Here is a 21,472-nt window from a genome sequence, read left to right as displayed (position 1 = left end):
ATCGTATAAAACGTCAGGTTTTACCGCTACAATCCAATGGCGGGTTGAATCTGGTCAATGAAGAAGTACGAGACGGGTTGCTGGTTGACCGGCCTCGAATACTCAGTGAGGAGTAGAACATGAGAAATACAAATATCCTGGGGGGGGGGCTTCTAAGAAGCTGAAGTCTGCCGCTGCCGCAGTACTTGCCATGTCCACGCTGGTGAGCGTCGCCGCCTGTGGCGGTAGCGATCAAGCTACTACACAGGACGGCAAGCCGGTGCTCAACATCGCTGTTGCTAAGCACTCGCTAACCAAGAAAATGTCCGAAATGAAGTGGGTCAAGGACCTTGAAAAAGAATGCGGCTGCGTTATTAAGTGGCAGGAAGTTAGCTCTGACTGGGATCAGAAGAAGCAGACATGGTTTGCCTCAGGCAATGTGCCGGACATGATTCTCAAGGGCGTCAACATGACCGATATGGCCACCTATGGTTCCCTGTTTGAAGATCTGTCCGATGATCTCGACAAGATGCCGAACGTCAAAGAGATGTTTGAAGCTGACGAAACCGCTAAGAAAATCGTCACTGAATCCGATGGCAAGATTCACATCCTCCCGTCTATCAAGAAGGGTTGGCCGACCACTGTCAGCCACCTGTACATCAACCAGAAGTGGCTGGATGCTGTCGGCATGAAGATGCCTACCAACTGGGATGAACTCTACGATGTGCTGGTCGCATTCAAGGAGAAGGACCCGAACGGCAATGGCCAAGCCGACGAAGTTCCGTTCGACTTCCACGCACCGGGCACCGGTGGCTTCGGTGACTACCAGCCGCACCTGCTGCTCGGTAGCCTCGGCCTCACCCTCTCCAGCAACTCTGGCACTGGCTACTATGTCGATGACAACAAGGTACAGAACTTCTTCATCGATGATCGTTTCAAGGAAGTCATTCAGTTCCTTAACAAGTGCTGGGAAGCTGGCCTAATCAACAAGGAAGCCTTCACGCACGATTACTCCACCGCACAGTCCTTCGCTCGTGGTGATGGCGACACGGCTAAGGTCGGCGTAACGTGGGGCTGGACCGCTTCTGACCGCTTCGGCGCACAGTTGGCCGATCAGTATGAGGCGGTTGGACCGCTCGAAGCCAAGGCTGGTCAGAGCGAGAAGGTCGTTGGTGAATACCGCAAGGATGCGCTGTCTTACAACAACATTGCGCTCGCTATTTCTGCCAAGACTAAGAACAAGGATGCCGCACTCAAGGTAGCTAACGCCTTCTACGGCGAGGATATGTCCATCGAGCTGCTGTGGGGCGACCTCGGCGTTGACACTGAGAAGACTGGCGACCACTCCTACAAGGTGCTTCCTCCGGCTGATTCCACCAAGGATTCTTCGACGTGGAAGTGGACTGAGACACTGGCTGACGATTCTCCGTCGTGGATTCGTGCTGACGATGAGATCGAATATCCTGCCGATTTGGTCGAAGTGCAGGAGGATGAGAAGCCTATGCAGTCTGCATTCGACGCGGTGGATACGAAGAACGATCTCATGCCGGCCTTCCTGCAGATGTCTGCCGATGACCTCAAGACCATCCAGCTCAACAACACCACCATCCTCAACACTACGATGAGCAAGTTCTCCTCGTGGGTGACAAAGGGTGGCGTTGACAGCGAATGGGATTCCTATGTCGATACGCTCAAGAAGGCAAATATCGAGCAGAACGTCGAGATTTACCAGAAGGCTTACGACACCTACATGAAGCAGTGACGGCGTTCATACCGTCGACTGATCGGTGGCTCACTGTGCAGTGTATCTGCGTGAGCCACCACTAACCGGTGAATGGTTGCCGGTCTACTGCACTGATACAGTACCGGCACCATATCACTCGGATGCTTATCTGCGGCTATGCCGCTTTTCAAGGGAGAAAACGCAACATAGGGGGCAACCATGAGTGCGGACGCACAGGCATCGCGCAACAGCGAGCGAGCCAAGAAACAGGCGCGCAAGGAGAAGGCGAAGCGCGCCGCCGAACTGCAAAAACAGTACGGACATAGAAAATTAGGATTTGCTCAAACATTTCAACGCTACTGGCAGTTGTGGGCTATGGCTCTCCCTGCTGTCATCTTCGTAGCGATTTTCAATTATGCGCCAATGTATGGCATCCAGCTTGCCTTCCGTGAATTTGATTTCACAAAAGGTCTCACTGGCGGCGATTGGGTTGGATTCAAGTACTTCAAACAATTCTTTGATTCACCACTGTTCGGCACGTTGATGATCAACACAGTCCGCATCTCATTGTGGACGCTGGTGATGGGCTTTATTTTCCCGATTATTCTCGCGCTGCTGATCAATCAGATTCACTCCAGTAAGGTGAAGGGTTTCGTGCAGACGATTACGTATCTGCCGCACTTCATTTCCACTGTGGTTGTTGTTTCGATGATCAACCTGTTCCTTAAGCCTGATGTAGGTGTGCTCACTCGCATTCTTGGTACGGTTGGTGTTCATTCTGACAACTTTATGGGCGACCCGAATCTGTTTACTGCGATCTACTGGATTTCTGAAGTTTGGCAGCATGTCGGTTGGAATTCGATCATTTATCTCGCCGCACTCAGCTCGGTTGACACCGCACTGTACGAGGCGGCGAAAATCGATGGCGCAGGTCGACTTCAGCTCATCCGTTACGTTGATATTCCAGCGATTCTGCCTACTTGCGGTGTGCTCCTCATTCTCAACATGGGCGGCGTGCTGAATGTCGGTTTCGAGAAGGTGTTCCTCATGCAGAACACGTTGAACATCAACGCTTCTGAAGTTATTTCTACGTACACGTACAAGATTGGTCTGTTGCAAAGCCAGTTCAGTTACTCGACGGCTATCGGCCTGTTCAACATGCTGATTAACTTCGCGTTCCTGATTATCGCGAACCAAGTGTCGAGGAAGGTGTCGAACTCGGGCATCTTCTAACCCGTGCGACACGATAGGAAAGTGAGACTGACATGAGTGCAACTGCAACTTCCGCCCAAGCTAAGGGCTTAGACGCATCTAATGGTAAGATTCAGAGTTCGGCTAATATTCCCGAAAATAAGAGGCATATTAACCAGCGCACCGCTAGCGACTGGGTGATTGACATCATCATCTGGATTCTTGTCGCGTTCGTGATCGTAGCGATTATCTACCCACTCTGGTTTGTGATCATCGCATCGGTGTCGAACCAGACGCTGGTGAATAATGGACAGGTCCTAGTTTGGCCTAAGGGCTTCTCGTGGTACGGCTACGAACAGATCTTCCATGATAGTCGTATTTGGAATGGTTACCTCAACACGATCATCTACTCCGGCGTAGGCACTGCGCTGAATCTGATCGTCACGCTACCTGCTGCGTTCGCGTTAAGCCGCAGCGAGTTTCGTGGACGCCGTCTGATCATGCTGTTCTTTACGATCACGATGTTCGTCAACGGTGGTCTGATTCCAACATACTTGCTGTACAAGCAGGTCGGACTGATCGACAGCTGGCTGGTGTTCATCATTCCAACGGCTGTGAACGTGTACAACTTGATTATTGCACGTTCGTTCTTTGAAACGTCGATTCCTGAAGATCTGCATGATGCGGCGCAGATTGATGGTCTTGGCTACTTCCGCTACTTTATAAAGATTGTATTGCCTCTAAGCTCTGCGATCGTGGCGGTTATCGGTCTGTACTACTTGGTGCAACACTGGAACGACTTCTTCACAGGTCTTATTTACATCAACACCTATGAGAAGCAGCCGTTGCAGATGGTATTGCGCGATATTCTGCTCGCCAATAGCGCGTTCGCTGGCGGTAACGGTTCGACCGCTGGTGCCGGCTACGGTCAGGAGCTTGCGGATCAGATCAAGTACGGCGTGATTATCGCCTCTACGCTCCCGCTCCTCGTGATCTACCCCTTCATCCAAAAGTACTTCAACAAGGGCGTCATGATTGGAGCGATCAAGGGCTGAGCCGTTGCGCGTGAAGCCCTGTGGGCTTCGCGTAGGCTCAGCCTGAGCGAGGCGGTAGGCGAGCGAAGGTTGTATTGAGTCCGAACGTAGTGAGGCCCGTTGTTGCAGGACTGAGCCGTTGCGCGAAGTCCATAATTGCAGGACTGACGCGTTAAGCAGACAGTCCTGTGGACTGTCTGTAGACTCAGCCTGAATGAGCCGTTAAGCGAGGGTCGTATTGAGCCTCGCTGTAAGCAAATTTCATAATTCTCGGAGTTGATTGTGCACAGCGCATCACACGTATGCTCGTGCACAATCAACTCCGCACTTCCCGGTTCGTGAGAAGGATGTTCTTTCTCCTCGTACTTCCTGCGAATCGGCGCGCCGTTCGTCACGCTGCTTACCCGGAGGATCTTTTGCCTCCGGTCCTCCGATTGCAGTGTGACGGACGACGCTTTTTTATGACCTATCTGTATGTGGCTACTGCCATTTGAATGATTTTGTGATGCACATTGTAGGCATTGCATGCTGATTGAGAGGAATCTGTGATGTTTGCTGAACGATACGTAACTGCACTGCGATTCGTGCTGGTTGCGTTCGTCACCTGTGTGGCGTCTGTGATTCACACGCTGCTGGGTGTGATCGTGGTGGGACTTTTCCCGTCGCTTGCCGCAACGGTGGGGGTGTTTCGCCGTTGGGCGTTGGCTGAAGATCGCACATGGACGATCAAGGAGACGTGGCTTTTATTCCATCGCCTGTGGAAGAGTGAATTGGCGGGTGCGAACGCTCTTGGGTGGCTTGAAACTGGTCTCTGGGCGGTGCTGCTGTTCGATTATTGGGTTGTGAATTTTCATGTGACATCGGTGTTTGGCACGTTTGTGGCGGGATTCCTGTTCTTTGTGATGATCTTTGTATTGCTCGTTACGGCTGTATCTTGGGTGTTGCATGCGCATTTTTCGGAAAATGTGATGTGGGTGTTTCGCATGTCGATTCAAATGATTATTGCGCGCCCATTAATGAGTCTTATTCTAGCGTGCGGTGAATTGGCCGTGCTTGCTGCATGCTGGCAGTGGCCCGGCTTGTTTATGACGTTTGGTTGGTCGTTCCCCGCTGCTGTCGCGACTTGGGTAGTGTGGCAATACGGTAAGTTACCCGGTTTTTCGCCTGCATCGCGCGAGAAGAAGTGAGTCCAAGGTCACTCGATGGCAAATAGCGCCAAATTTCCATCTCGTGCGTGATGTTTTGATGTTTATTGGTCACAGGATAATATTTCAGGCTTCTCTGCCATCGCGTGACCTCGGTTATCTTGTGATAGCCGTGTCACGAAATCGTTTTTTGACAGATTTTTCGATTTCGTGGCAGAAATGTTGCCACGCAACCTTGTTTTAGCGGTATAACGCAGTTTTGAGACAAATCAGTAATAATGAAGAACCGCTATTTTCCGCCGATTCTCGGTACATGCCCTGTAATACCTCATCTGCAGCTTGTGCCTCAAAATCATTTTTTGCCCTGTTTTTCAATTTTGTGACAGAAATAATCGCCACGCAACCGTGTTCTAGCGGTACAACACGGTACAACACGGCCAACACACTTGTGTGGCAATGCTCGTGGCGGTTTTCGCTCACTGAGCGTCTCTCAGTGAGCGAAAACCGCCACGCACAACCATCCACATTCCAGTCGAGCGCATCCCAATGCCGCGAGCCTCGACTATCCTATGTTCGGTATACCCGCAAGCAAGCAAACACAGAGGAGAGAAAACATCATGGCAGGTCTTCGCGGTCCAGACAGTTCCGAGGACGAGCGTCAGCTGAGCAAGAACGCCGTGTTCCCGGAAACGGTCGACGTGAATATCCGTCAGCTCGACCCGATTCCTGCTCCTCGCTATTTTCTCAAAGAATTGCCGCTCACTGACGAGATGAGTGATCTGGTCCTGCGCTCTCGCCAGGAAATCCGCGATATTCTGCATGGTCGCGACGATCGTCTGCTCGTCATCGTTGGCCCGTGTTCGATCCACGATCCGAAAGCCGCGCACGAGTACGCAACCAGACTCGCCGCAGTGAACAAGGAACTGAGCGACCGCTTGCTGATCGTCATGCGCGTGTATTTTGAAAAGCCACGCACCACGATCGGCTGGAAAGGTCTGATCAACGACCCAGACCTCAACGGCCGCTTCGATATTCGCAAAGGCATGTGGCTCGCGCGCAAAGTCCTCACCGACGTACTCAGCCTCGGCTTGCCGACCGCAACCGAGTGGCTGGACCCGATCACGCCGCAGTATATTTGCGATTTGATCAGCTGGGGTGCGATCGGCGCACGCAATACTGAAAGCCAGGTGCACCGCGAGCTGGCGAGCGGCCTGTCGATGCCGGTCGGCTTCAAGAACGCGACCGACGGTTCGATCAAGCCGGCGGCCGACTCGTGCTATGCGGCCGCGTTCGAGCATCATTTCCTCTCGATCAACCTCGACGGTCGCGTAATTTCCGCCGAAACGAAAGGTAATCCCGATTGCCATCTCGTGCTTCGCGGCTCGAACACCGGCCCGAATTACGACGCCGAATCCGTGGCTCGTGCACTCGAAGATCTTAAGAAATCCAAGGCATCCGGCCCAAGCGAGCATGGCCTGATCATCGATGCGGCGCACGGTAACTGCGGCAAGGATGAGAAAGTCGAAGCCGAAGTCATCGAAAACATCGCCGGTCGTATTGCAGCCGGCGAGCAGGGCATTCTCGGCGTAATGATGGAAAGTTTCCTCGTCGCCGGTCATCAAAAGCCGGCGCCGCTCGACCAGCTCGTCTACGGGCAGTCGGTCACCGATTCGTGCGTGCCGTGGGATCGTACCGAACAGTTGCTGCACACGCTCGCCGACGCGATCGCCACTCGCCGCGCGGCCTGAACGCGCTTGTTCCCGTGGTTCCTTATCCTTGGGGAAGATAGTGACTTCAAGGAGAACCAAGCATCATGCAGCAGCAAGATTCCGCCGCCGCGCACGACCCGCAGCAGCACCCGTTGCACGTCGGCCCGCAGCCGCTCAACACCCCTGAGGAATTGCGCGCGATCCGGCAGGCGATGGACGAGGGGAAGAATCCGCTGGTCGCCACCGACGTGCCTCGCTGGGAGGATCAGGTTGGTGTCAGTCGTATCGTCAATCGTCGTATTCTCGAACTCGAACCATTGCCGACTCCCGCGCAAGTCCTGGCCGAGCTGCCGTTGACCCCACAGGCGCAGGAGATCGTCGCTTACTCGCGCGACGAAATCCGCGCGTGTCTCTACGGTCAGGACGATCGACTGCTCGTCATCGTTGGTCCGTGTTCGGTGCACGACCCTGCCGCCGCGCTCGACTATGCGCATCGGCTCGCGCGCGTGATGCATGAACTCGACGGCGAGTTGCTCATTGTGATGCGTGTGTATTTCGAAAAGCCGCGCACGACAGTCGGTTGGAAGGGACTGATTAACGACCCCGATATTGACGGCACGCACAATATTCGCAAAGGACTGCTGCTCGCTCGCAAGACGCTGCTCGGCGTGCTCGACGAGGGTCTGGCGGCGGCCACCGAGTTTCTTGAGCCGACGAGCCCGCAGTTCATCGCCGATGCGGTCAGCTGGGGTGCGATCGGCGCGCGCAATACCGAGTCGCAGGTCCATCGTCAACTTGCGTCCGGCATGTCTATGCCGATCGGTTTCAAAAACGCAACCGACGGTTCCGTCAAGGCAGCAGTGAACGGCTGTTTTGCATCCGCGCAGCAGCACACGTTCTTCGGCATCGATCACTTGGGTCGCGCGTGCGCAGTGGAAACGCTCGGCAATCCTGACTGTCACGTTGTGCTGCGTGGTTCGATTCACGGACCGAATTACGATACTGCGTCGGTTGCGCACGCGATGGACGATATTCGCGCGATGATGCCGGCTGATTCCGCCGCTGCGCACGGTGTGATTATTGACTGCTCGCACGGTAATTCCGGCAAGGATGAGCACCGGCAAGCGCAAGTGGTGCGCGATATTGCGCGGCGTATCGCGGCGGGGGAGCGCGGTATTACCGGCGTGATGATGGAGAGCTTCATAGAAGGCGGCAATCAGCCGGCAGCACCGCTCGATCAGCTCGTGTACGGCAAGTCGATCACCGATCGCTGCATCAGCTGGGAGGAAACTGAACGATTACTGCGTGAACTGGCCGATGCCGTCTCCACCCGCCGCTGGCAGTGACGTAGCGCTGTATCGAAACCTACAGAAAGGACTAATCATGACCACTATCGCAATCATCGGCGCGCTGAATGAGGAAGTCGCGCTCATCGCGAGCGCACTCGCTAACGTAACTCACGACACAGCCGCAAGCCTCGACGTCACGCGCGGTACGATCACCACAAACGCAGGCGAAGCCATCACTGTCGCCGCAACCGTCGGTGGCATGGGACTCGTCAACGCGGCCGCAACCACGCAGCGACTCATCGATGCGTACGAGCCGGACGCGGTTATTTTCTCCGGTATCGCGGGCAATCTCAACCGCAATCTGCATATCAACGACGTCGTGCTCGGCGGCACGTTGCGCTATCTTGACACGGATATGCGACTCGTCGGCCAGTGGACGCCGGGAACTGAAGATCGGCCGGTTGAAGAGTTCTACTCCGACGATCATCTGCTTGCTCTCGCCAATGCCGCGCTTAACGACATGGGTATTACGCACATCACTGGCATTATCGCGTCTGGAAACTACTTCGTCGACACGCCCGAACAAGTCGACAAAGCGGTGCACGACACCGGTGCGGACGCGGTTGAAATGGAGGGTGCGGCCGTGGCTCACGTCGCCGCGCGCAACGGTGTGCCCGCGCTTGTTATTCGTGCGCTGAGTGACAATGCTGACACGGATTATGAAGTGTTTAAGGAGTTCGACATTTCCGAATATGCGAATACGGCCGCGCGTCTTGCAGTGAACATCCTCAAGCGGATGTAACGCACATAACGCGCGCGTACCGCAGCCGCGCGTCGTCTGATCGCAACCTGCCGGGCGTGTCGGCTAGAAAATGAACAAACACTGAACTTACGTAGTCGTTTACCAAAAGAACGCGTGACGACCATTACGCTGGAATCACATAGATGTGATTTTCGGAAAGGTGTTCCTATGGCGTGGTGGCAGATTGCGATCGTCTTGGTACTGATCGTGGGTTTGGCTGCGCTAGTTGCTGTGAGCGCGTATCGCATTGGCCGTGACGCGGGTGAAGAGAAAGCCGATGCAGTGATTGCCGACCCGGCTCGGCAATCACTGTTCGGCGCGGACGTACCGGTGCGCGCTGCCGAGCGCGGACTGGTTGAGACTATGCCGGACGCGATTATCGTGTGCGATCATACTGGCAAAGTCCGTTACTTGTCTCCCGGCGCAAAGTCGTTCGCGCTTGTGTTGCGCGGTCGGCTGTCGTCGGACGAAATCGGCGATATTCTCTCGCTTGTCGTCGCCGACGGTACAGTGCGCGAACGCGAAGTCAGTATGTCAATGGATCATCTCGACCGTACGAACGCACCTGAGCTGAACGGTCGCGGTTTGCAGCCTGGTCAGGAAGTGCCGTCGGATACCTTGTACTTGCGTGTGCGTGTCGGGCGTGTCGTTGACGATTTGTATGCCATTTATCTCAAAGACATGAGTGACCAACGTCGTTTTGAAACGATGCGCCGCGATTTCGTCACGAACGTGTCGCACGAGTTGAAAACGCCGGCTGGTGCGATCGCGTTGCTTGCGGAAACGATTACTGATGCGGCCGACGATCCGGATGCTGTGCGGTATTTCTCCGGTCGCGTGGCGAAGGAATCGAGCAGACTTACTGAGCTGGTTCGTCGACTGATTGACTTGCAGAAAGCGCAGTCGATGGAAGGCGTGGTTGACATGAAACCGGTGCACGTTATGGACGTGGTACGTGACGCAATCGGCGAAAATCAGCCGCAAGCTGATGCGCGGCATATCGATATTCGACTGACGTTGAACGGGTCGAATGCGCCGCTCGAATCCGCCGGCGCGGCGGACGGCGACGAGTCGGATATTATCGTGATGGCCGACGCAGAATCGCTCAAAACTGCTGTTAAAAATCTCGTCGAAAACGCGATTCATTATTCGCCGGAACATACGGTTGTCGCCGTTGGAGTCGCGCGCAAAGATGGCAAAGTCACGATTCGCGTCGTCGATCAAGGCATTGGTATTCCTGCCGAATCGCTTGGTCGCGTGTTTGAACGGTTCTATCGCGTTGATCCTGCGCGCTCGCGTGAGACTGGCGGTTCCGGCTTGGGATTGGCGATTACGAAACATTGCGTGCAAGAATGCGGCGGTACGATTTCGGTATGGTCGCGCGAAGGCGAAGGCTCGACGTTTACTATTGAACTGCCATCGCCGCCGCCGGATGAGTCGCAGCCAGCGGACGATTCGCAAGATGCGTCCGTAAGCCTCTGAGCGCAGTCAACTACGTTGATATAGTCAAACGAGTTAAGTACGTAGTTTGCGAAGTTCGTTAATGTGCGTTCACCGAGCGGCTACGATATTGATTCAGCAGTAGTCGTCGCCTGTGGTGGACGAGAGACGTTTATAGGCAATGAAGGAACAGGATAGAAACACATGACCCGCATTCTCATCGTCGAAGACGAGGAATCGTATCGAGAACCATTGGTGTACCAGCTTACGCGTGAAGGTTACGACGTATCCGCGGCCGCAACCGGCGAAGAAGGGTTGGAATTATTCACTCAAGGCGGGTATGACTTGATCCTGCTTGATCTCATGCTGCCAGGACTCGACGGAACCGCACTGTGCCGTCGTATTCGTGAGCAAAGCCGCGTGCCAATCATCATGCTCACCGCAAAAAGCGCGGAAATCGACAAAGTCGTGGGACTTGAAATCGGTGCGGATGATTACGTGACGAAACCGTACTCGTTCCGTGAGTTGCTCGCGCGTATTCGTGCAGTACTGCGGCGCAATCAGATGGTCGCTGAAGTTGCGGGTAGCGTGGACGGCGATATGCCACTGACGTGCGGCGATATTGTGATGCACATCGGTCAGCATCAGGTATCGGTGCGCGGCGAGAACGTGTTCTTCCCGCTGAAGGAATTTGAACTGCTTGAGTATCTCATGCAGAACAAGGGTCGCGTGATGACGCGCCACCAGCTCATCGACCGCATTTGGGGTTCGGATTATGTTGGCGACACGAAGACGCTTGACGTGCACGTCAAGCGTGTGCGCGCCAAGATCGAAGTCGATCCGGCGCACCCCAAGTACCTGACCACCGTGCGCGGCCTCGGGTATAAGATCGATAGTCCAACGGAGTGATGCTTCGCATCACACTGTGTTCAGCGCGTGCGCTGGTGCGCACGGCCAGCTCGTCCTGTAATTACTAACGCGCTGCTGCTGTGAGTGGCGGAAATGTCTCGCTTAGCTACCGCTAAGCGAGACATTTCCGCCACTCACAGTGCTCAGACGGCCGCAGTGGCGGTTTTCTCTCGCTGGCGGGCACCGCAGCGAGAGAAAACCGCCACGCGTGTATGTTGCGCACGCACATCCCCATCCCCGCTGAAAGCAACGTAGCTACGGCGTAGTCGGATTGATTGGCAACTGTTCATCTTACGTTCACCGATTTTGGATATCGAAGCGCAAAATCTCCCATAGGCTTGAATTGTCAAAAAGATTGATTGACAGAATAGAGAGAATAGACATGCGCAAGAATGTGCTTTTCCGCTCCATCGCGGCCATTTCTGGTATCGCGATGCTGGCTTCCCTCGCTGCCTGCGGTGACAACACCACCGCCTCCAACGGCAACAATTCTTCTAACACTTCCACTGAATCCACCACCAAGGCAGAGCCGATCTCCGGCAACTTCAACGGTGCTGGTGCTTCCTCTCAGCAGGCTGCTGTTGAGGCTTGGGTTGCTGGCTTCCAGGGCACCAACCCGGACGCAAAGATCGCTTACGATCCGTCCGGTTCTGGCGCTGGTGTCAAGACCTTCCTGACCGGTGCTACCGCTTGGGCTGGCTCCGATAAGGCTCTCTCCGAAGACGATGTGAAGAAGTCCGAGTCCGTCTGCGCTTCCGGCGCTGCTTTCGACATCCCGGTCTACATCTCCCCGATCGCCGTGATCTTCAACCTCAAGGGCATCTCCGACGCTGGCAAGCACATCAACATGGACGCTGCTACCATCGCCAAGATCTTCGACGGCAAGATCACCAAGTGGAACGACCCGGCCATCGCTGATCAGAACAAGGATCTGTCCCTGCCTGACACCGCGATCACCGTCGTGCACCGTTCCGATAAGTCCGGCACCACCCAGAACTTCGTGAGCTACTTCAAGGATGCTGCTCCTGATGCATGGAGCTACGACCTGTCCGAGAACTGGCCGAACGAGGTTGGTCAGGGCGCTAAGGGTACCTCTGGTGTGGTGAACACCGTCAAGCAGGCTGACGGTACCATCGGTTACGCTGACTTCTCCGCTGTTGGCGACCTCGGCACCGTTGCTGTCAAGGTTGGCGACAAGTACAACGAGATCTCCGCTGACGGTGGCTCCAAGGTCATCGACGATTCCGAGCTCGACAGCTCCGCAACCGGTGACAACCGTGTCGTCGTGAAGATCAACCACCAGACCACCACCGAGGGTGCTTACCCGATCGTTCTGGTTTCCTACATGATCGCTTGCCCGGAGTACAAGGACACCAAGACCGCTGAATTCGTCAAGGCTTGGCTGACCTACGTCACCAGCTCCGAAGGTCAGCAGGCTGCTGCTTCCGCTGCTGGCTCCGCCCCGCTGCCGGATTCCCTCGCTCAGAAGGATGCCGCTTCCATCGAGGCCATCAAGACCAAGTGATTCGGTGCTGACTAACAGCATTCAAGGTCGGTAAATTCAGGCCGCAGCTGCCATAGTGCGGTTGCGGCCTGAATCCCGTTCTTAAAGAATCATCAACAAACTGGTAACCCGTAATAAGGAGAACCTGTGAGTTCGCAAAGCTCTGCGGCCGTTATGCCGGCCGCCAGCGGCAAGACCGCGGATAAGGTGTTCAGGGGCATCGCATATGCCTGCGGCATCCTGATCCTCGTGGTGCTCGCTGCTGTCTTCCTCTTCCTGCTGGTGCAGGCATGGCCGCTTATCGGTGGTGATCAAGGTGCCAACAGCCAGACCATCTCTGATTTCACCGGTGGTAAGGCATCAAACTTCTGGGGCTACGTTGGGCCGCTGCTTTTCGGTACCGTGCTCGTTTCTGCCCTCGCCCTGATCATTTCGTTCTTCATCTCGATCGGTATTGCGTTGTTCATTTCGCATTACGCACCGAAGAACCTCGCCACCGCGCTCAGCTACGTGGTCGATCTGCTCGCCGCAATTCCGTCCGTTATCTACGGTCTGTGGGGCGGCCTGATTCTGGTCCCGGCCATCTACCCGTTCTGGAACTGGGTGGCAACCTACCTCGGCGTCATCCCGCTGTTCAACGGTCCTGCCGCGAATCCGTCTCGTACGGTCGCAACTGTCGCCGTCGTGCTCGCCGTCATGATCCTGCCGATCATCACCTCGCTGTCGCGCGATATCTTCCTGCAGGCTCCGCGTCTGCAGCAGGAAGCCGCTCTCGCACTCGGCGCAACCAAGTGGGAAATGATCAAGCTCGCCGTACTTCCGTTCGGTAAGTCTGGTGTGGTTTCCGCTTCCATGCTGGGCCTCGGCCGTGCACTTGGTGAGACGATGGCCGTCTTGATGATCCTGTCTCCGGGCTTGACCTACTCGTTCAAGCTGCTGCAGGCATCGCAGAACCAGACTATCGCTGCAAACATCGCTGCTCAGTACCCTGAAGCCAACGAACTTGGTGTGTCGGTCCTGATCGGTACCGGTCTTGTCCTGTTCCTCATCACGTTTGTGGTGAACTACATCGCACGCCGTATCACTGAGAAGAAGGTTGCATGATGGCTGACCTGACTGTAGATCCCAAGGCTTCGCTCGACGGCGCGCCTACCATCGACTTCGACAAGTTCAAGCCGACCCGCTCGCTGATCGCATCGCGTAAGCGCAAGGATGCCATTATGACCGTCCTGATCGCCCTCGCGTTCGTGGTCGCCTGCATCCCGCTGGTTTCCGTCCTGTGGACCACGTTGGTCAATGGTTTGAAGCGTCTGAACCTCAACTTCCTGACCTACAACATGACCGGTGTGGTCGGTGGTAACCCGACTCCGTCCGGCGGCTACGGTGGTGTGGTCCACGCCATCATCGGTACGCTCGAAATCACTGCCGGCGCAATGGTTATCTCCATCCCCATCGGCTTGATGTGCGCGGTCTACCTCGTCGAATACGCACACGGCGGCAAGCTGGCACAGACCATCACGCTGCTCGTCGACGTCATGAGCGGTATCCCGTCCATCGTCGCTGGTCTGTTCGCGTTCTCAGTGTTCACGATCCTCATCGGACCTGGCTCGGTCAACGGCTTCGCAGGTTCTGTTTCTCTCTCCTTGCTGATGCTGCCGACCGTCGTCAAGTCCAGCGAGGAAATGCTCAAGATCGTCCCGAACGATCTGCGTGAAGCCTCCTACGCACTCGGCGTCACCAAGCAGCGTACGATCACCAAGATCGTGCTGCGCACCGCACTGCCGGGTATCGTCTCTGGCTGCATCCTCGCAATCGCTCGTGTCATTGGTGAGACTGCTCCGCTGCTCATGACCGCTGGTTACATTGCGTCTACGAACGCCAACCTGTTCGCAGGTAAGATGACCACGCTGCCTGTGTACGTCTATCAGGAGTACTCCAAGCTCAACGCTAACTGCCCGGCTAACGCGACCGCCGCTTGCGTCACGACGATCCCTATGGAGCGTTCGTGGGCTGCTGCTCTCGTGCTGATCCTGATCGTCCTCATCCTCAACGGTATCGGCCGTCTCGTGGCGAAGGTCTTCGCCGTGAAGTCCGAACGCTGATCGCACTGTTGATCGCACTGTCAATAACAAATAAGGAATTCAAATGGGACAACGCATTGATGTCAACCATCTGAATATCTACTACGGTGACTTCCTCGCTGTGGAAGATGTGAACATCAACATTGAGCCGAACAAGGTGACCGCGTTCATCGGACCGTCCGGCTGTGGCAAGTCGACCGTGCTGCGCACCCTCGACCGTATGCACGAGATCATCCCTGGCGCTCACGTCAAGGGTGAGGTGCTGCTCGAAGGCAAGAACCTGTACGACAAGGACGTGGACCCGGTGTCCGTGCGTCGTGACGTCGGCATGGTGTTCCAGCGCCCGAACCCGTTCCCGACGATGTCGATTCGTGAGAACGTGCTCGCTGGTGTGCGCCTGAACAACCGTAAGATCTCCAAGTCTGACGCGGACGATCTTGTTGAGTGGGCTCTGCGCGGCGCTAATCTGTGGAACGAAGTCAAGGATCGTCTTGACAACCCGGGTATTGGTCTGTCCGGTGGTCAGCAGCAGCGTCTGTGCATCGCGCGTGCCGTTGCCGTGCACCCGCAGGTGCTGCTGATGGACGAGCCGTGCTCCGCTCTGGACCCGATCTCGACGCTCGCTGTTGAGGACCTGATTCAGGAGCTCAAGGGCGATTACACGATCGTGATCGTGACCCACAACATGCAGCAGGCTGCTCGTATCGCTGATTACACCGCGTTCTTCAACCTCAAGGCCGTTGGCCAGCCTGGTCACCTTGAGTACTTCGCGGATACCACCACGATGTTCAACAACCCGCAGAACGAAGAGGCCGAGCGCTACGTCTCCGGCCGCTTCGGCTGATATTGCCGTCTGGAAAGCCTCGCCTTGTGCGAGGCTTTTTTGCGTATTGATGGTTAATATGAGCGTTCGCCCATACTGCGTGGCGGAAAACGCTCGCTGGCGACACGCTTAGCGAGCGTTTTCCGCCACGCACATAGCCTCGAAGTGTCTCCAAATAAAAAATGAGGTCTATCCCAAATTTGGAGACAAAATTTCTGTCTCCAAATCGTTTAATTTGCCACTTTTCGTAAGTAAAGACAATCCGTGAGTTTCGCAAATCATTGGAATTCCGCCATTTTGCATTTTGCTAGCAACATCAGTCACATGCGATGCTTGTCTCCAAAACTGTAATATCCTCTATATGTAATTTGGAGACAAATTTTTCGAATCCTCGTACGTATTTCTACCCCCCTATCGTGGTTTCTTGTCAGTATTCTCAGCATCCTGCAACCGTGCAGTCTCTTCTAAACTCATCGCCAAAACCTTGAACGTAAATGTTGCCCCGCGATTGGCAAGATATCGCGCAAGACGAAGCGCAAATTCGGCGCGTGCCATATCATCCGCCACATTCGCGGCTGTGATAGACATGATAATCCACTCGTGACTTTGCAAATATTCACGTTTCTCCCTGTCCCGCCGCCATTGTGTTTTATCAGTGCGATGATGATCACCGTCATATTCGACTGCAACGCGGTAGTTTGGCCATGCCAAGTCCAGCGTCATATCAATGCCTGATGAGAATCGCGCATCAGGTACGGTGTAATTAGTAACCGCTTTCGGCAGTCCGTGGCGAGATGCTGCAAGGCGCACTTTTGTTTCCATTGGCGATTGCACTCGTGTACTCACGAGTTTTGCCGCTTGCCGACACTGTTGCTTGCCTCGGAAGTACCCAAGATTGCGAGTAAATTCCGCAAGACAAGATGATGGAGCATCCCGTCGTGTAAGAATCGCATCGCCGAGAATCACAAGGTCTATGAGCGGAAGATGAGTGGACAACTGTGCCCATGTGTGCAGCAAGTCAAGTGTGTAGACATTGGTACTGATTTGAACACATGCGTCCTCGTTGACGTATTTCCAGATGTGCGCTTCACTTGAAGATTTAACAGTCCGAACACGTTTGGCTGAGGTCCTAGAGACGGTATGCAACAGGCTGGTGTCAAGATCGCAGTGGTCGGGTTGCGCAATGGATTGTAACGCGAGTGATGTGGTCATACCGAACAGTAGCTTGCGCTGTAATCGTTGCGTTTCGTCTACACATCGTCGAATCATCGCGGCTTGGTGTTCGGCGAGTGACTGCATGAGCGTGGAGTCGTCCATGTGCTGACTGTAGCGGATTGCTGGTTGATGCGCGACGTGCGCAGTCGCGAATTGTGGATATGTGGATAACTTCATTACAGGATAGACGATTAAAGAAAGATGTACCGACCGCTCGACATGCGAGACGCATTCACGAAACCTCCATGACTTACGCCGGTGCTATGGTAAGCGCGTTCACGCGAACAGCGAGTCGCGATTCTCGCTGGGACGCATCACCGCAAGGCGCTTGAGTCCCTAACAACCCAAGAAAAGGAAGCAGAGATATATGGAGAAGTTCTTCCATCTGAAGGAGAACGGCACCACCGTGTCCACTGAGGTCATGGCCGGTCTGACCACGTTCTTCGCCATGAGCTACATTATCGTCGTCAATCCGCAGATTCTGAGCCAGACCGGTATGCCGTGGGGTGGTGTGTTCCTCGCGACGATTATCGCCGCGATCATCGGCACGCTCATCATGGGTCTGTTCGCTAACGTTCCGTACGCGCAGGCCGCTGGCATGGGTCTGAACGCGTTCTTCACGTACACGGTCTGCTTCGGCCTCGGTTTCACTTGGCAGGAGACGCTGTGCATGGTGTTCCTGTGCGGCCTGATCAATATCGTGATCACCGTTACCAAGATTCGTAAGATGATTATTCAGGCGATTCCTGAAATGTTGCAGCATGCGATCGGCGGCGGTATCGGTCTGTTCGTCGCGTATGTTGGCATGCTCAACGTTGGCCTGATCAAGTTCACGCCGGGCGATCCGAAGGCTGCTGCGAAGGGTGGCGCGGTTGCTGCGACGCCGGGTCTTGCCACGTTCAACGACAAGGTTCTGTGGGTGTTCCTGATCGGTTTGCTGCTGGCGATCGTGTTTACTGTGCTCAAAGTCAAGGGCGGCATGCTGTTGGCAATCGCGCTCACCACGATCGTCGGTATTCCGTTCGGCGTGACGAATTTCGGTCAGTCGGTGTCGATCGGTGACACGTTCGCGCAGCTTCCGCAGACGTTCGGCGTGATTTTCACGGGTGCTGGCTTCCCGGCTCTGTTCTCTGACGTGGCTCGCCTGCCGCTTGTGATCGTGACGATTTTCGCGTTCTCGATGTCCGACACGTTCGACACGATCGGCACGTTCATCGGCACCGGTCGCCGCACTGGCATCTTCTCTGCGGAGGACGAGAAGGCGCTCGAAAACGGTTCCGGCTTCTCCTCGAAGATGGATCGCGCGCTGTTTGCTGATTCGATCGCAACGTCGATCGGTGCGATCTGCGGTACGTCGAACACGACTACGTATGTTGAGTCGTCGGCTGGTATCGCGGCCGGCGGTCGCACTGGTTTGACGTCGGTGGTCGTTGCGATCTGCTTCGCGCTGTCTGCGTTCCTGTCTCCGGTGATTTCCGCGGTGCCGTCCGCTGCGACTGCTGGCGTTCTCGTGATCGTCGGCTGCATGATGGCTGCTTCGCTTAAGGAAATCGCTTGGGATGATATTACCGAGGCGATTCCGGCGTTCTTCGCGGCTGTGTTCATGGCCTTCTCGTACTCGATTTCGTACGGTATCGCCGGCGGTTTCATCATGTACTGCATCGTGATGACCTGCAAGAAGAAGGCGAACAAGGTGCACCCGGTGATTTGGGTTGTTGCGATCCTGTTCGTGCTCGACTTCATTTTGAACGCCGTACTGTGATCGGCTGATTGATATTGTCCCCGTTGGATTATTCCGGCGGGGACTTTTTTGTGGGGAGTGCGCGTTCACTATGTGGTCAGAGTCTTCCGTTCTGACTGGTTATAGGCCACACTCATACATCAGCACAGCGGTGTGCGGCACCGCTGGCCAAAAGCCCATGATGCGGTCGTCGCATGCGCTTGTGCGGTATCTTGACCGCTGCGGACGTGGACCATATCCCGGTTCCCCGCAGCGGCGAGATTGCAATCGTAATATATGAGGAGAAGAGACGCATCATGTCGGCAACCGCAGTCGCGTCATCACAATCGCAAGTTTCTGATAAACGAGATTCTGTACCTGAAATCATCGCCGCGTCAATGGTCGGTACCGCCATTGAGTTCTACGACAACTACTGCTATTCCATCGCATCCGCCAGCTATTTCGGCGCGATTTTCTTCCCGGCCGCAACTAAAGCGAACCCAGCTATCGGCACTATGCTCGCGTTCCTGACGTTCGCAGTGTCGTTCCTTGCTCGCCCGTTCGGCTCCATGCTGTTCGGTCATTTCGGTGACAAGATCGGCCGCAAGACCACGCTCGTCGTCGCCCTTATGACGATGGGTATTTCCACGTTCCTCGTCGGATGCCTGCCCGGTTACGAGCAGCTCGGCGTGCTTTCGATTATCATCCTGTGCATCTGCCGCGCATGCCAAGGCGTCGGTCTCGCCGGCGAATGGTCCGGCGCGGCGCTGGTCGCTACGGAGAACGCTCCGGCGAACAAGCGCGCACTCTACGGTTCCTTCCCGAACCTCGGCGCGCCGATCGGTTTCTTCTGCGCGTACGGTCTGAACTTGGTGCTCGATACGGCTCTCGGTCCGCAGCAGATGCAGGCGTGGGGCTGGCGTATCCCGTTCCTGTGCTCGGCTGTGCTCGTCGCGATCGGCCTGTACGTGCGTCTGCACATGACTGAAACCCCGATCTTCCGTCAAGCTGCTGCCGAAGACCGCGTGGTCAAGCACCCGCTGCGCGCGCTCGTGCCGTACTGGAAGGAAGTGCTGCTCGGCACGTTCGCAATGGGCATCACTTACTCGCTGTTCTACGTACTTGGTACCTGGTCGTTGAGCTACGGTGTGAAGGTGATGAAGCCGGCGTTTACGCAGAACGAGTACCTCGCGATGCAGATGGTGTCGGTGTTCTTCTTCGCGATCTTCATCGTTGTTTCCTGCCTGTATGCTGACAAGCTCGGCCGCAAGACGGTACTGATTACGGCGACGCTGTGCACGCTTGTATTTGGCTTCTTCGCGATGTCGTCTCTGCAGCACAACGTGCTCACCGTGATGATGTTCCTGTGCGTCGGCTTTTGCTGCATGGGCGCGCTGTTCGGACCGTGCGGCGCGTATCTGCCTGAGCTGTTCCCGACCAGCGTGCGTTATTCTGGCGCTGGTTTGAGCTACAACCTCGCCGCAATTCTCGGTGGTGCGTTCGCTCCGACGATCGCAACTGCGCTCGTGCAGGCGACTGGCACGGTACAGTCCGTGGGCTGGTACCTTGTGGTGATGTCTGTGCTTGCGCTCGTTGCCCTGTTCCTGATTAAGGAAAGCAAGAACAAGGATTACGCAAAGTAAGTTTTGTCTCGGCTCCCAAGACAAGGGGAGCCGCGAGATATGGGCACCTCCGCCGGAATGTCACATTTAGGACCGGTTTTTTGTGATATTCCGGCGGAGATCTGAGGAGGTTCCGCCGGAATATCACAAAAACAGGGTGCTAAATGTGACATTCCGGCGGAGGGCTGCGGAGGTTCCGCCGGAATATCACAAAAACCGGCCAATTTTTGTGATATTGCGGCGGAAGTGTATGCAACCTCCGCCGGAATATCACATAATTTGGCCTGAAAACGTGATATTCCGGCGGAACCTCAGCAGACCTCCGCCGGAATATCACACTGCACATAGGGTTGAAGATAAGAAATCATACTCGACACGCCCGGGTTGCCTAAGTCGCGGCCCGGGCGTATCTTATTCACTCGTAAACCACAGACCGTTGGTTGGGGATACATATCCCACGAAGTTTGGTTCGCCAAGCCAGCGCAGGTTGAGAGATATAAGCCCGTTCGCGGGTGGCTACACATCGCGTAATACGATGAATAATGTAGCGGATGCTGCTCTGCCTGTGCGCAGGGCTTTTTTATTGCCCATGCAAGCGCTTCCTGAACCGAAACAAAGATCAACGGCCGATCTAGGAAGGAACGCCATGAAGAGGCCCGAAAAGGAAGCGGTGGTCGCTCAGCTTACGGAGCAATTCCGTAACGCCGATGCCGTCTACCTGACCGAGTACCGCGGGCTTACCGTTCCGCAGGTTTCCGAACTGCGTGAAAAGCTAGGCCGCGATACTTCCTACACTGTGGCTAAGAACACGCTGGCGCGCATTGCCGCTAAGGAAGCGGGCATTGAGGGTCTTGACGACCTGCTCAAGGGCCCGACCGCTATCACTTTTGTGAAGGGCGACTTCATCGAGGCTGCAAAGACGCTGCGTGACTTTGCCAAGACCAACAAGGCTCTCGTTATCTCGGGCGGCTATGCCGATGGCACCGTCTACGACGGCGAGGGTGCGAAGAAGCTTGCGGACATGATGTCTCGTCCGCAGATGCTCGCCAAGTTTGCCGGCGACCTCAAGGCTACGACTGCCAAGGCCGCATACCTGTTCGTCGCGGTGCCGACCAAGGCTGTGCGCACGATCGACGCTCTGCGCGAAAAGCAGGAAAAGGCAGCTTGATTCCCGTGCGGCTCGCCGCATGAATTATTCGGAAAATAACAACACATTGAGACGGCCGGTTCGCCGAGCACAATTACTGAGCACAACAGGCATATAGAACCGCCGCCAGAATGAAAGG

At 55.4% G+C, this 21,472-nt stretch carries 18 protein-coding genes; 16 read left to right on the top strand and 2 right to left on the bottom strand.

Translation table 11 applies throughout. The features are described from left to right. The first annotated feature begins 190 nt into the window (after window positions 1-190). From BHAP_RS08950 to BHAP_RS08935, 4 genes are all read left to right on the top strand, one after another. Window positions 191-1,741, top strand: a complete 1,551-nt coding sequence (locus tag BHAP_RS08950; protein ID WP_094730357.1) for an extracellular solute-binding protein — start codon at window positions 191-193, stop codon at window positions 1,739-1,741. 180 nt (window positions 1,742-1,921) lie between these two features. After that, window positions 1,922-2,935, top strand: a complete 1,014-nt coding sequence (locus BHAP_RS08945) for an ABC transporter permease (RefSeq protein ID WP_094730356.1) — start codon at window positions 1,922-1,924, stop codon at window positions 2,933-2,935. Window positions 2,936-2,967: 32 nt separating this feature from the next. Next, window positions 2,968-3,948 (top strand): carbohydrate ABC transporter permease, encoded by a 981-nt coding sequence (locus BHAP_RS08940; protein ID WP_094730355.1) that lies wholly within the window; start codon window positions 2,968-2,970, stop codon window positions 3,946-3,948. Window positions 3,949-4,475: 527 nt separating this feature from the next. Further along, entirely contained in the window at window positions 4,476-5,114 is a 639-nt protein-coding gene (locus tag BHAP_RS08935) for a YesL family protein (protein WP_094730354.1), read from the top strand. A gap of 198 nt (window positions 5,115-5,312) precedes the next feature. Here BHAP_RS08935 and BHAP_RS11515 read toward each other — a convergent pair whose 3' ends face one another. Next, window positions 5,313-5,552 carry a hypothetical protein gene (locus BHAP_RS11515; protein ID WP_143248775.1) on the bottom strand — a complete coding sequence of 80 codons (240 nt, stop codon included), beginning with the start codon at window positions 5,550-5,552 and terminating at the stop codon, window positions 5,313-5,315. Window positions 5,553-5,689: 137 nt separating this feature from the next. Between BHAP_RS11515 and BHAP_RS08930 the strand changes: the two genes are divergently transcribed. The 9 genes from BHAP_RS08930 to pstB all read left to right on the top strand — a co-directional run bounded on the left by BHAP_RS08930 (window position 5,690) and on the right by pstB (window position 15,650). After that, window positions 5,690-6,820 (top strand): 3-deoxy-7-phosphoheptulonate synthase, encoded by a 1,131-nt coding sequence (locus BHAP_RS08930; protein ID WP_094730353.1) that lies wholly within the window; start codon window positions 5,690-5,692, stop codon window positions 6,818-6,820. 65 nt (window positions 6,821-6,885) lie between these two features. Further along, entirely contained in the window at window positions 6,886-8,127 is a 1,242-nt protein-coding gene (locus BHAP_RS08925) for a 3-deoxy-7-phosphoheptulonate synthase (RefSeq protein WP_094730352.1), read from the top strand. A gap of 37 nt (window positions 8,128-8,164) precedes the next feature. After that, complete coding sequence (gene mtnN, locus BHAP_RS08920) at window positions 8,165-8,872, top strand: 5'-methylthioadenosine/S-adenosylhomocysteine nucleosidase (protein ID WP_094730351.1); 708 nt, start codon at window positions 8,165-8,167, stop codon at window positions 8,870-8,872. A gap of 168 nt (window positions 8,873-9,040) precedes the next feature. Beyond that, the gene (locus BHAP_RS08915) at window positions 9,041-10,354 is read left to right on the top strand and encodes a sensor histidine kinase (protein ID WP_094730350.1); all 1,314 of its coding nucleotides are present in this window, start codon (window positions 9,041-9,043) and stop codon (window positions 10,352-10,354) included. A gap of 162 nt (window positions 10,355-10,516) precedes the next feature. After that, complete coding sequence (locus BHAP_RS08910) at window positions 10,517-11,221, top strand: response regulator transcription factor (protein ID WP_094730349.1); 705 nt, start codon at window positions 10,517-10,519, stop codon at window positions 11,219-11,221. A gap of 382 nt (window positions 11,222-11,603) precedes the next feature. Beyond that, window positions 11,604-12,746, top strand: a complete 1,143-nt coding sequence (gene pstS / locus BHAP_RS08905) for a phosphate ABC transporter substrate-binding protein PstS (protein ID WP_094730348.1) — start codon at window positions 11,604-11,606, stop codon at window positions 12,744-12,746. A gap of 126 nt (window positions 12,747-12,872) precedes the next feature. After that, the gene (gene pstC, locus BHAP_RS08900) at window positions 12,873-13,829 is read left to right on the top strand and encodes a phosphate ABC transporter permease subunit PstC (RefSeq protein ID WP_094730347.1); all 957 of its coding nucleotides are present in this window, start codon (window positions 12,873-12,875) and stop codon (window positions 13,827-13,829) included. After that, entirely contained in the window at window positions 13,829-14,827 is a 999-nt protein-coding gene (pstA, locus tag BHAP_RS08895; protein WP_094730346.1) for a phosphate ABC transporter permease PstA, read from the top strand. The genes pstC and pstA overlap by 1 nt, the downstream gene beginning before the upstream one ends. Window positions 14,828-14,870: 43 nt before the next feature. After that, on the top strand, window positions 14,871-15,650 hold the full coding sequence (gene pstB / locus BHAP_RS08890) for a phosphate ABC transporter ATP-binding protein PstB (RefSeq protein WP_094730345.1): 780 nt from the start codon (window positions 14,871-14,873) through the stop codon (window positions 15,648-15,650). Window positions 15,651-16,040: 390 nt separating this feature from the next. On the opposite strand, the gene BHAP_RS08885 is transcribed toward pstB, so the two are convergent. Beyond that, a complete protein-coding gene (locus BHAP_RS08885) occupies window positions 16,041-17,021 on the bottom strand; it encodes a hypothetical protein (RefSeq protein WP_244569370.1) in 981 nt (326 codons plus the stop codon). A 190-nt stretch (window positions 17,022-17,211) separates the two neighbouring features. Between BHAP_RS08885 and BHAP_RS08880 the strand changes: the two genes are divergently transcribed. From BHAP_RS08880 to rplJ, 3 genes are all read left to right on the top strand, one after another. Further along, entirely contained in the window at window positions 17,212-18,606 is a 1,395-nt protein-coding gene (locus BHAP_RS08880) for an NCS2 family permease (RefSeq protein WP_094730344.1), read from the top strand. Between the two features lie 275 nt (window positions 18,607-18,881). Further along, on the top strand, window positions 18,882-20,207 hold the full coding sequence (locus BHAP_RS08875) for an MFS transporter (protein ID WP_094730343.1): 1,326 nt from the start codon (window positions 18,882-18,884) through the stop codon (window positions 20,205-20,207). Window positions 20,208-20,832: 625 nt separating this feature from the next. Beyond that, the gene (gene rplJ, locus BHAP_RS08865; protein WP_094730342.1) at window positions 20,833-21,354 is read left to right on the top strand and encodes a 50S ribosomal protein L10; all 522 of its coding nucleotides are present in this window, start codon (window positions 20,833-20,835) and stop codon (window positions 21,352-21,354) included. Window positions 21,355-21,472: the final 118 nt, after the last annotated feature.

It is taken from the genome of Bifidobacterium hapali (assembly GCF_002259755.1).
Lineage (GTDB): Bacteria > Actinomycetota > Actinomycetes > Actinomycetales > Bifidobacteriaceae > Bifidobacterium > Bifidobacterium hapali.
Note: the sequence above shows the minus strand (reverse complement) of the source record. Positions and strands in the feature narration are given on the sequence as shown.

Excerpts from the sequence above, each read along its gene's own strand:
- BHAP_RS08950 (WP_094730357.1), top strand. The coding sequence starts at position 191 with ATGTCCACGCTGGTGAGCGTCGCCGCCTGTGGCGGTAGCGATCAAGCT.
- BHAP_RS08945 (WP_094730356.1), top strand. The coding sequence starts at position 1,922 with ATGAGTGCGGACGCACAGGCATCGCGCAACAGCGAGCGAGCCAAGAAA.
- BHAP_RS08940 (WP_094730355.1), top strand. The coding sequence starts at position 2,968 with ATGAGTGCAACTGCAACTTCCGCCCAAGCTAAGGGCTTAGACGCATCT.
- BHAP_RS08935 (WP_094730354.1), top strand. The coding sequence starts at position 4,476 with ATGTTTGCTGAACGATACGTAACTGCACTGCGATTCGTGCTGGTTGCG.
- BHAP_RS08930 (WP_094730353.1), top strand. The coding sequence starts at position 5,690 with ATGGCAGGTCTTCGCGGTCCAGACAGTTCCGAGGACGAGCGTCAGCTG.
- BHAP_RS08925 (WP_094730352.1), top strand. The coding sequence starts at position 6,886 with ATGCAGCAGCAAGATTCCGCCGCCGCGCACGACCCGCAGCAGCACCCG.
- mtnN (WP_094730351.1), top strand. The coding sequence starts at position 8,165 with ATGACCACTATCGCAATCATCGGCGCGCTGAATGAGGAAGTCGCGCTC.
- BHAP_RS08915 (WP_094730350.1), top strand. The coding sequence starts at position 9,041 with ATGGCGTGGTGGCAGATTGCGATCGTCTTGGTACTGATCGTGGGTTTG.
- BHAP_RS08910 (WP_094730349.1), top strand. The coding sequence starts at position 10,517 with ATGACCCGCATTCTCATCGTCGAAGACGAGGAATCGTATCGAGAACCA.
- pstS (WP_094730348.1), top strand. The coding sequence starts at position 11,604 with ATGCGCAAGAATGTGCTTTTCCGCTCCATCGCGGCCATTTCTGGTATC.
- pstA (WP_094730346.1), top strand. The coding sequence starts at position 13,829 with ATGGCTGACCTGACTGTAGATCCCAAGGCTTCGCTCGACGGCGCGCCT.
- pstB (WP_094730345.1), top strand. The coding sequence starts at position 14,871 with ATGGGACAACGCATTGATGTCAACCATCTGAATATCTACTACGGTGAC.
- BHAP_RS08885 (WP_244569370.1), bottom strand. The coding sequence starts at position 17,021 with ATGAAGTTATCCACATATCCACAATTCGCGACTGCGCACGTCGCGCAT.
- BHAP_RS08880 (WP_094730344.1), top strand. The coding sequence starts at position 17,212 with ATGGAGAAGTTCTTCCATCTGAAGGAGAACGGCACCACCGTGTCCACT.
- BHAP_RS08875 (WP_094730343.1), top strand. The coding sequence starts at position 18,882 with ATGTCGGCAACCGCAGTCGCGTCATCACAATCGCAAGTTTCTGATAAA.
- rplJ (WP_094730342.1), top strand. The coding sequence starts at position 20,833 with ATGAAGAGGCCCGAAAAGGAAGCGGTGGTCGCTCAGCTTACGGAGCAA.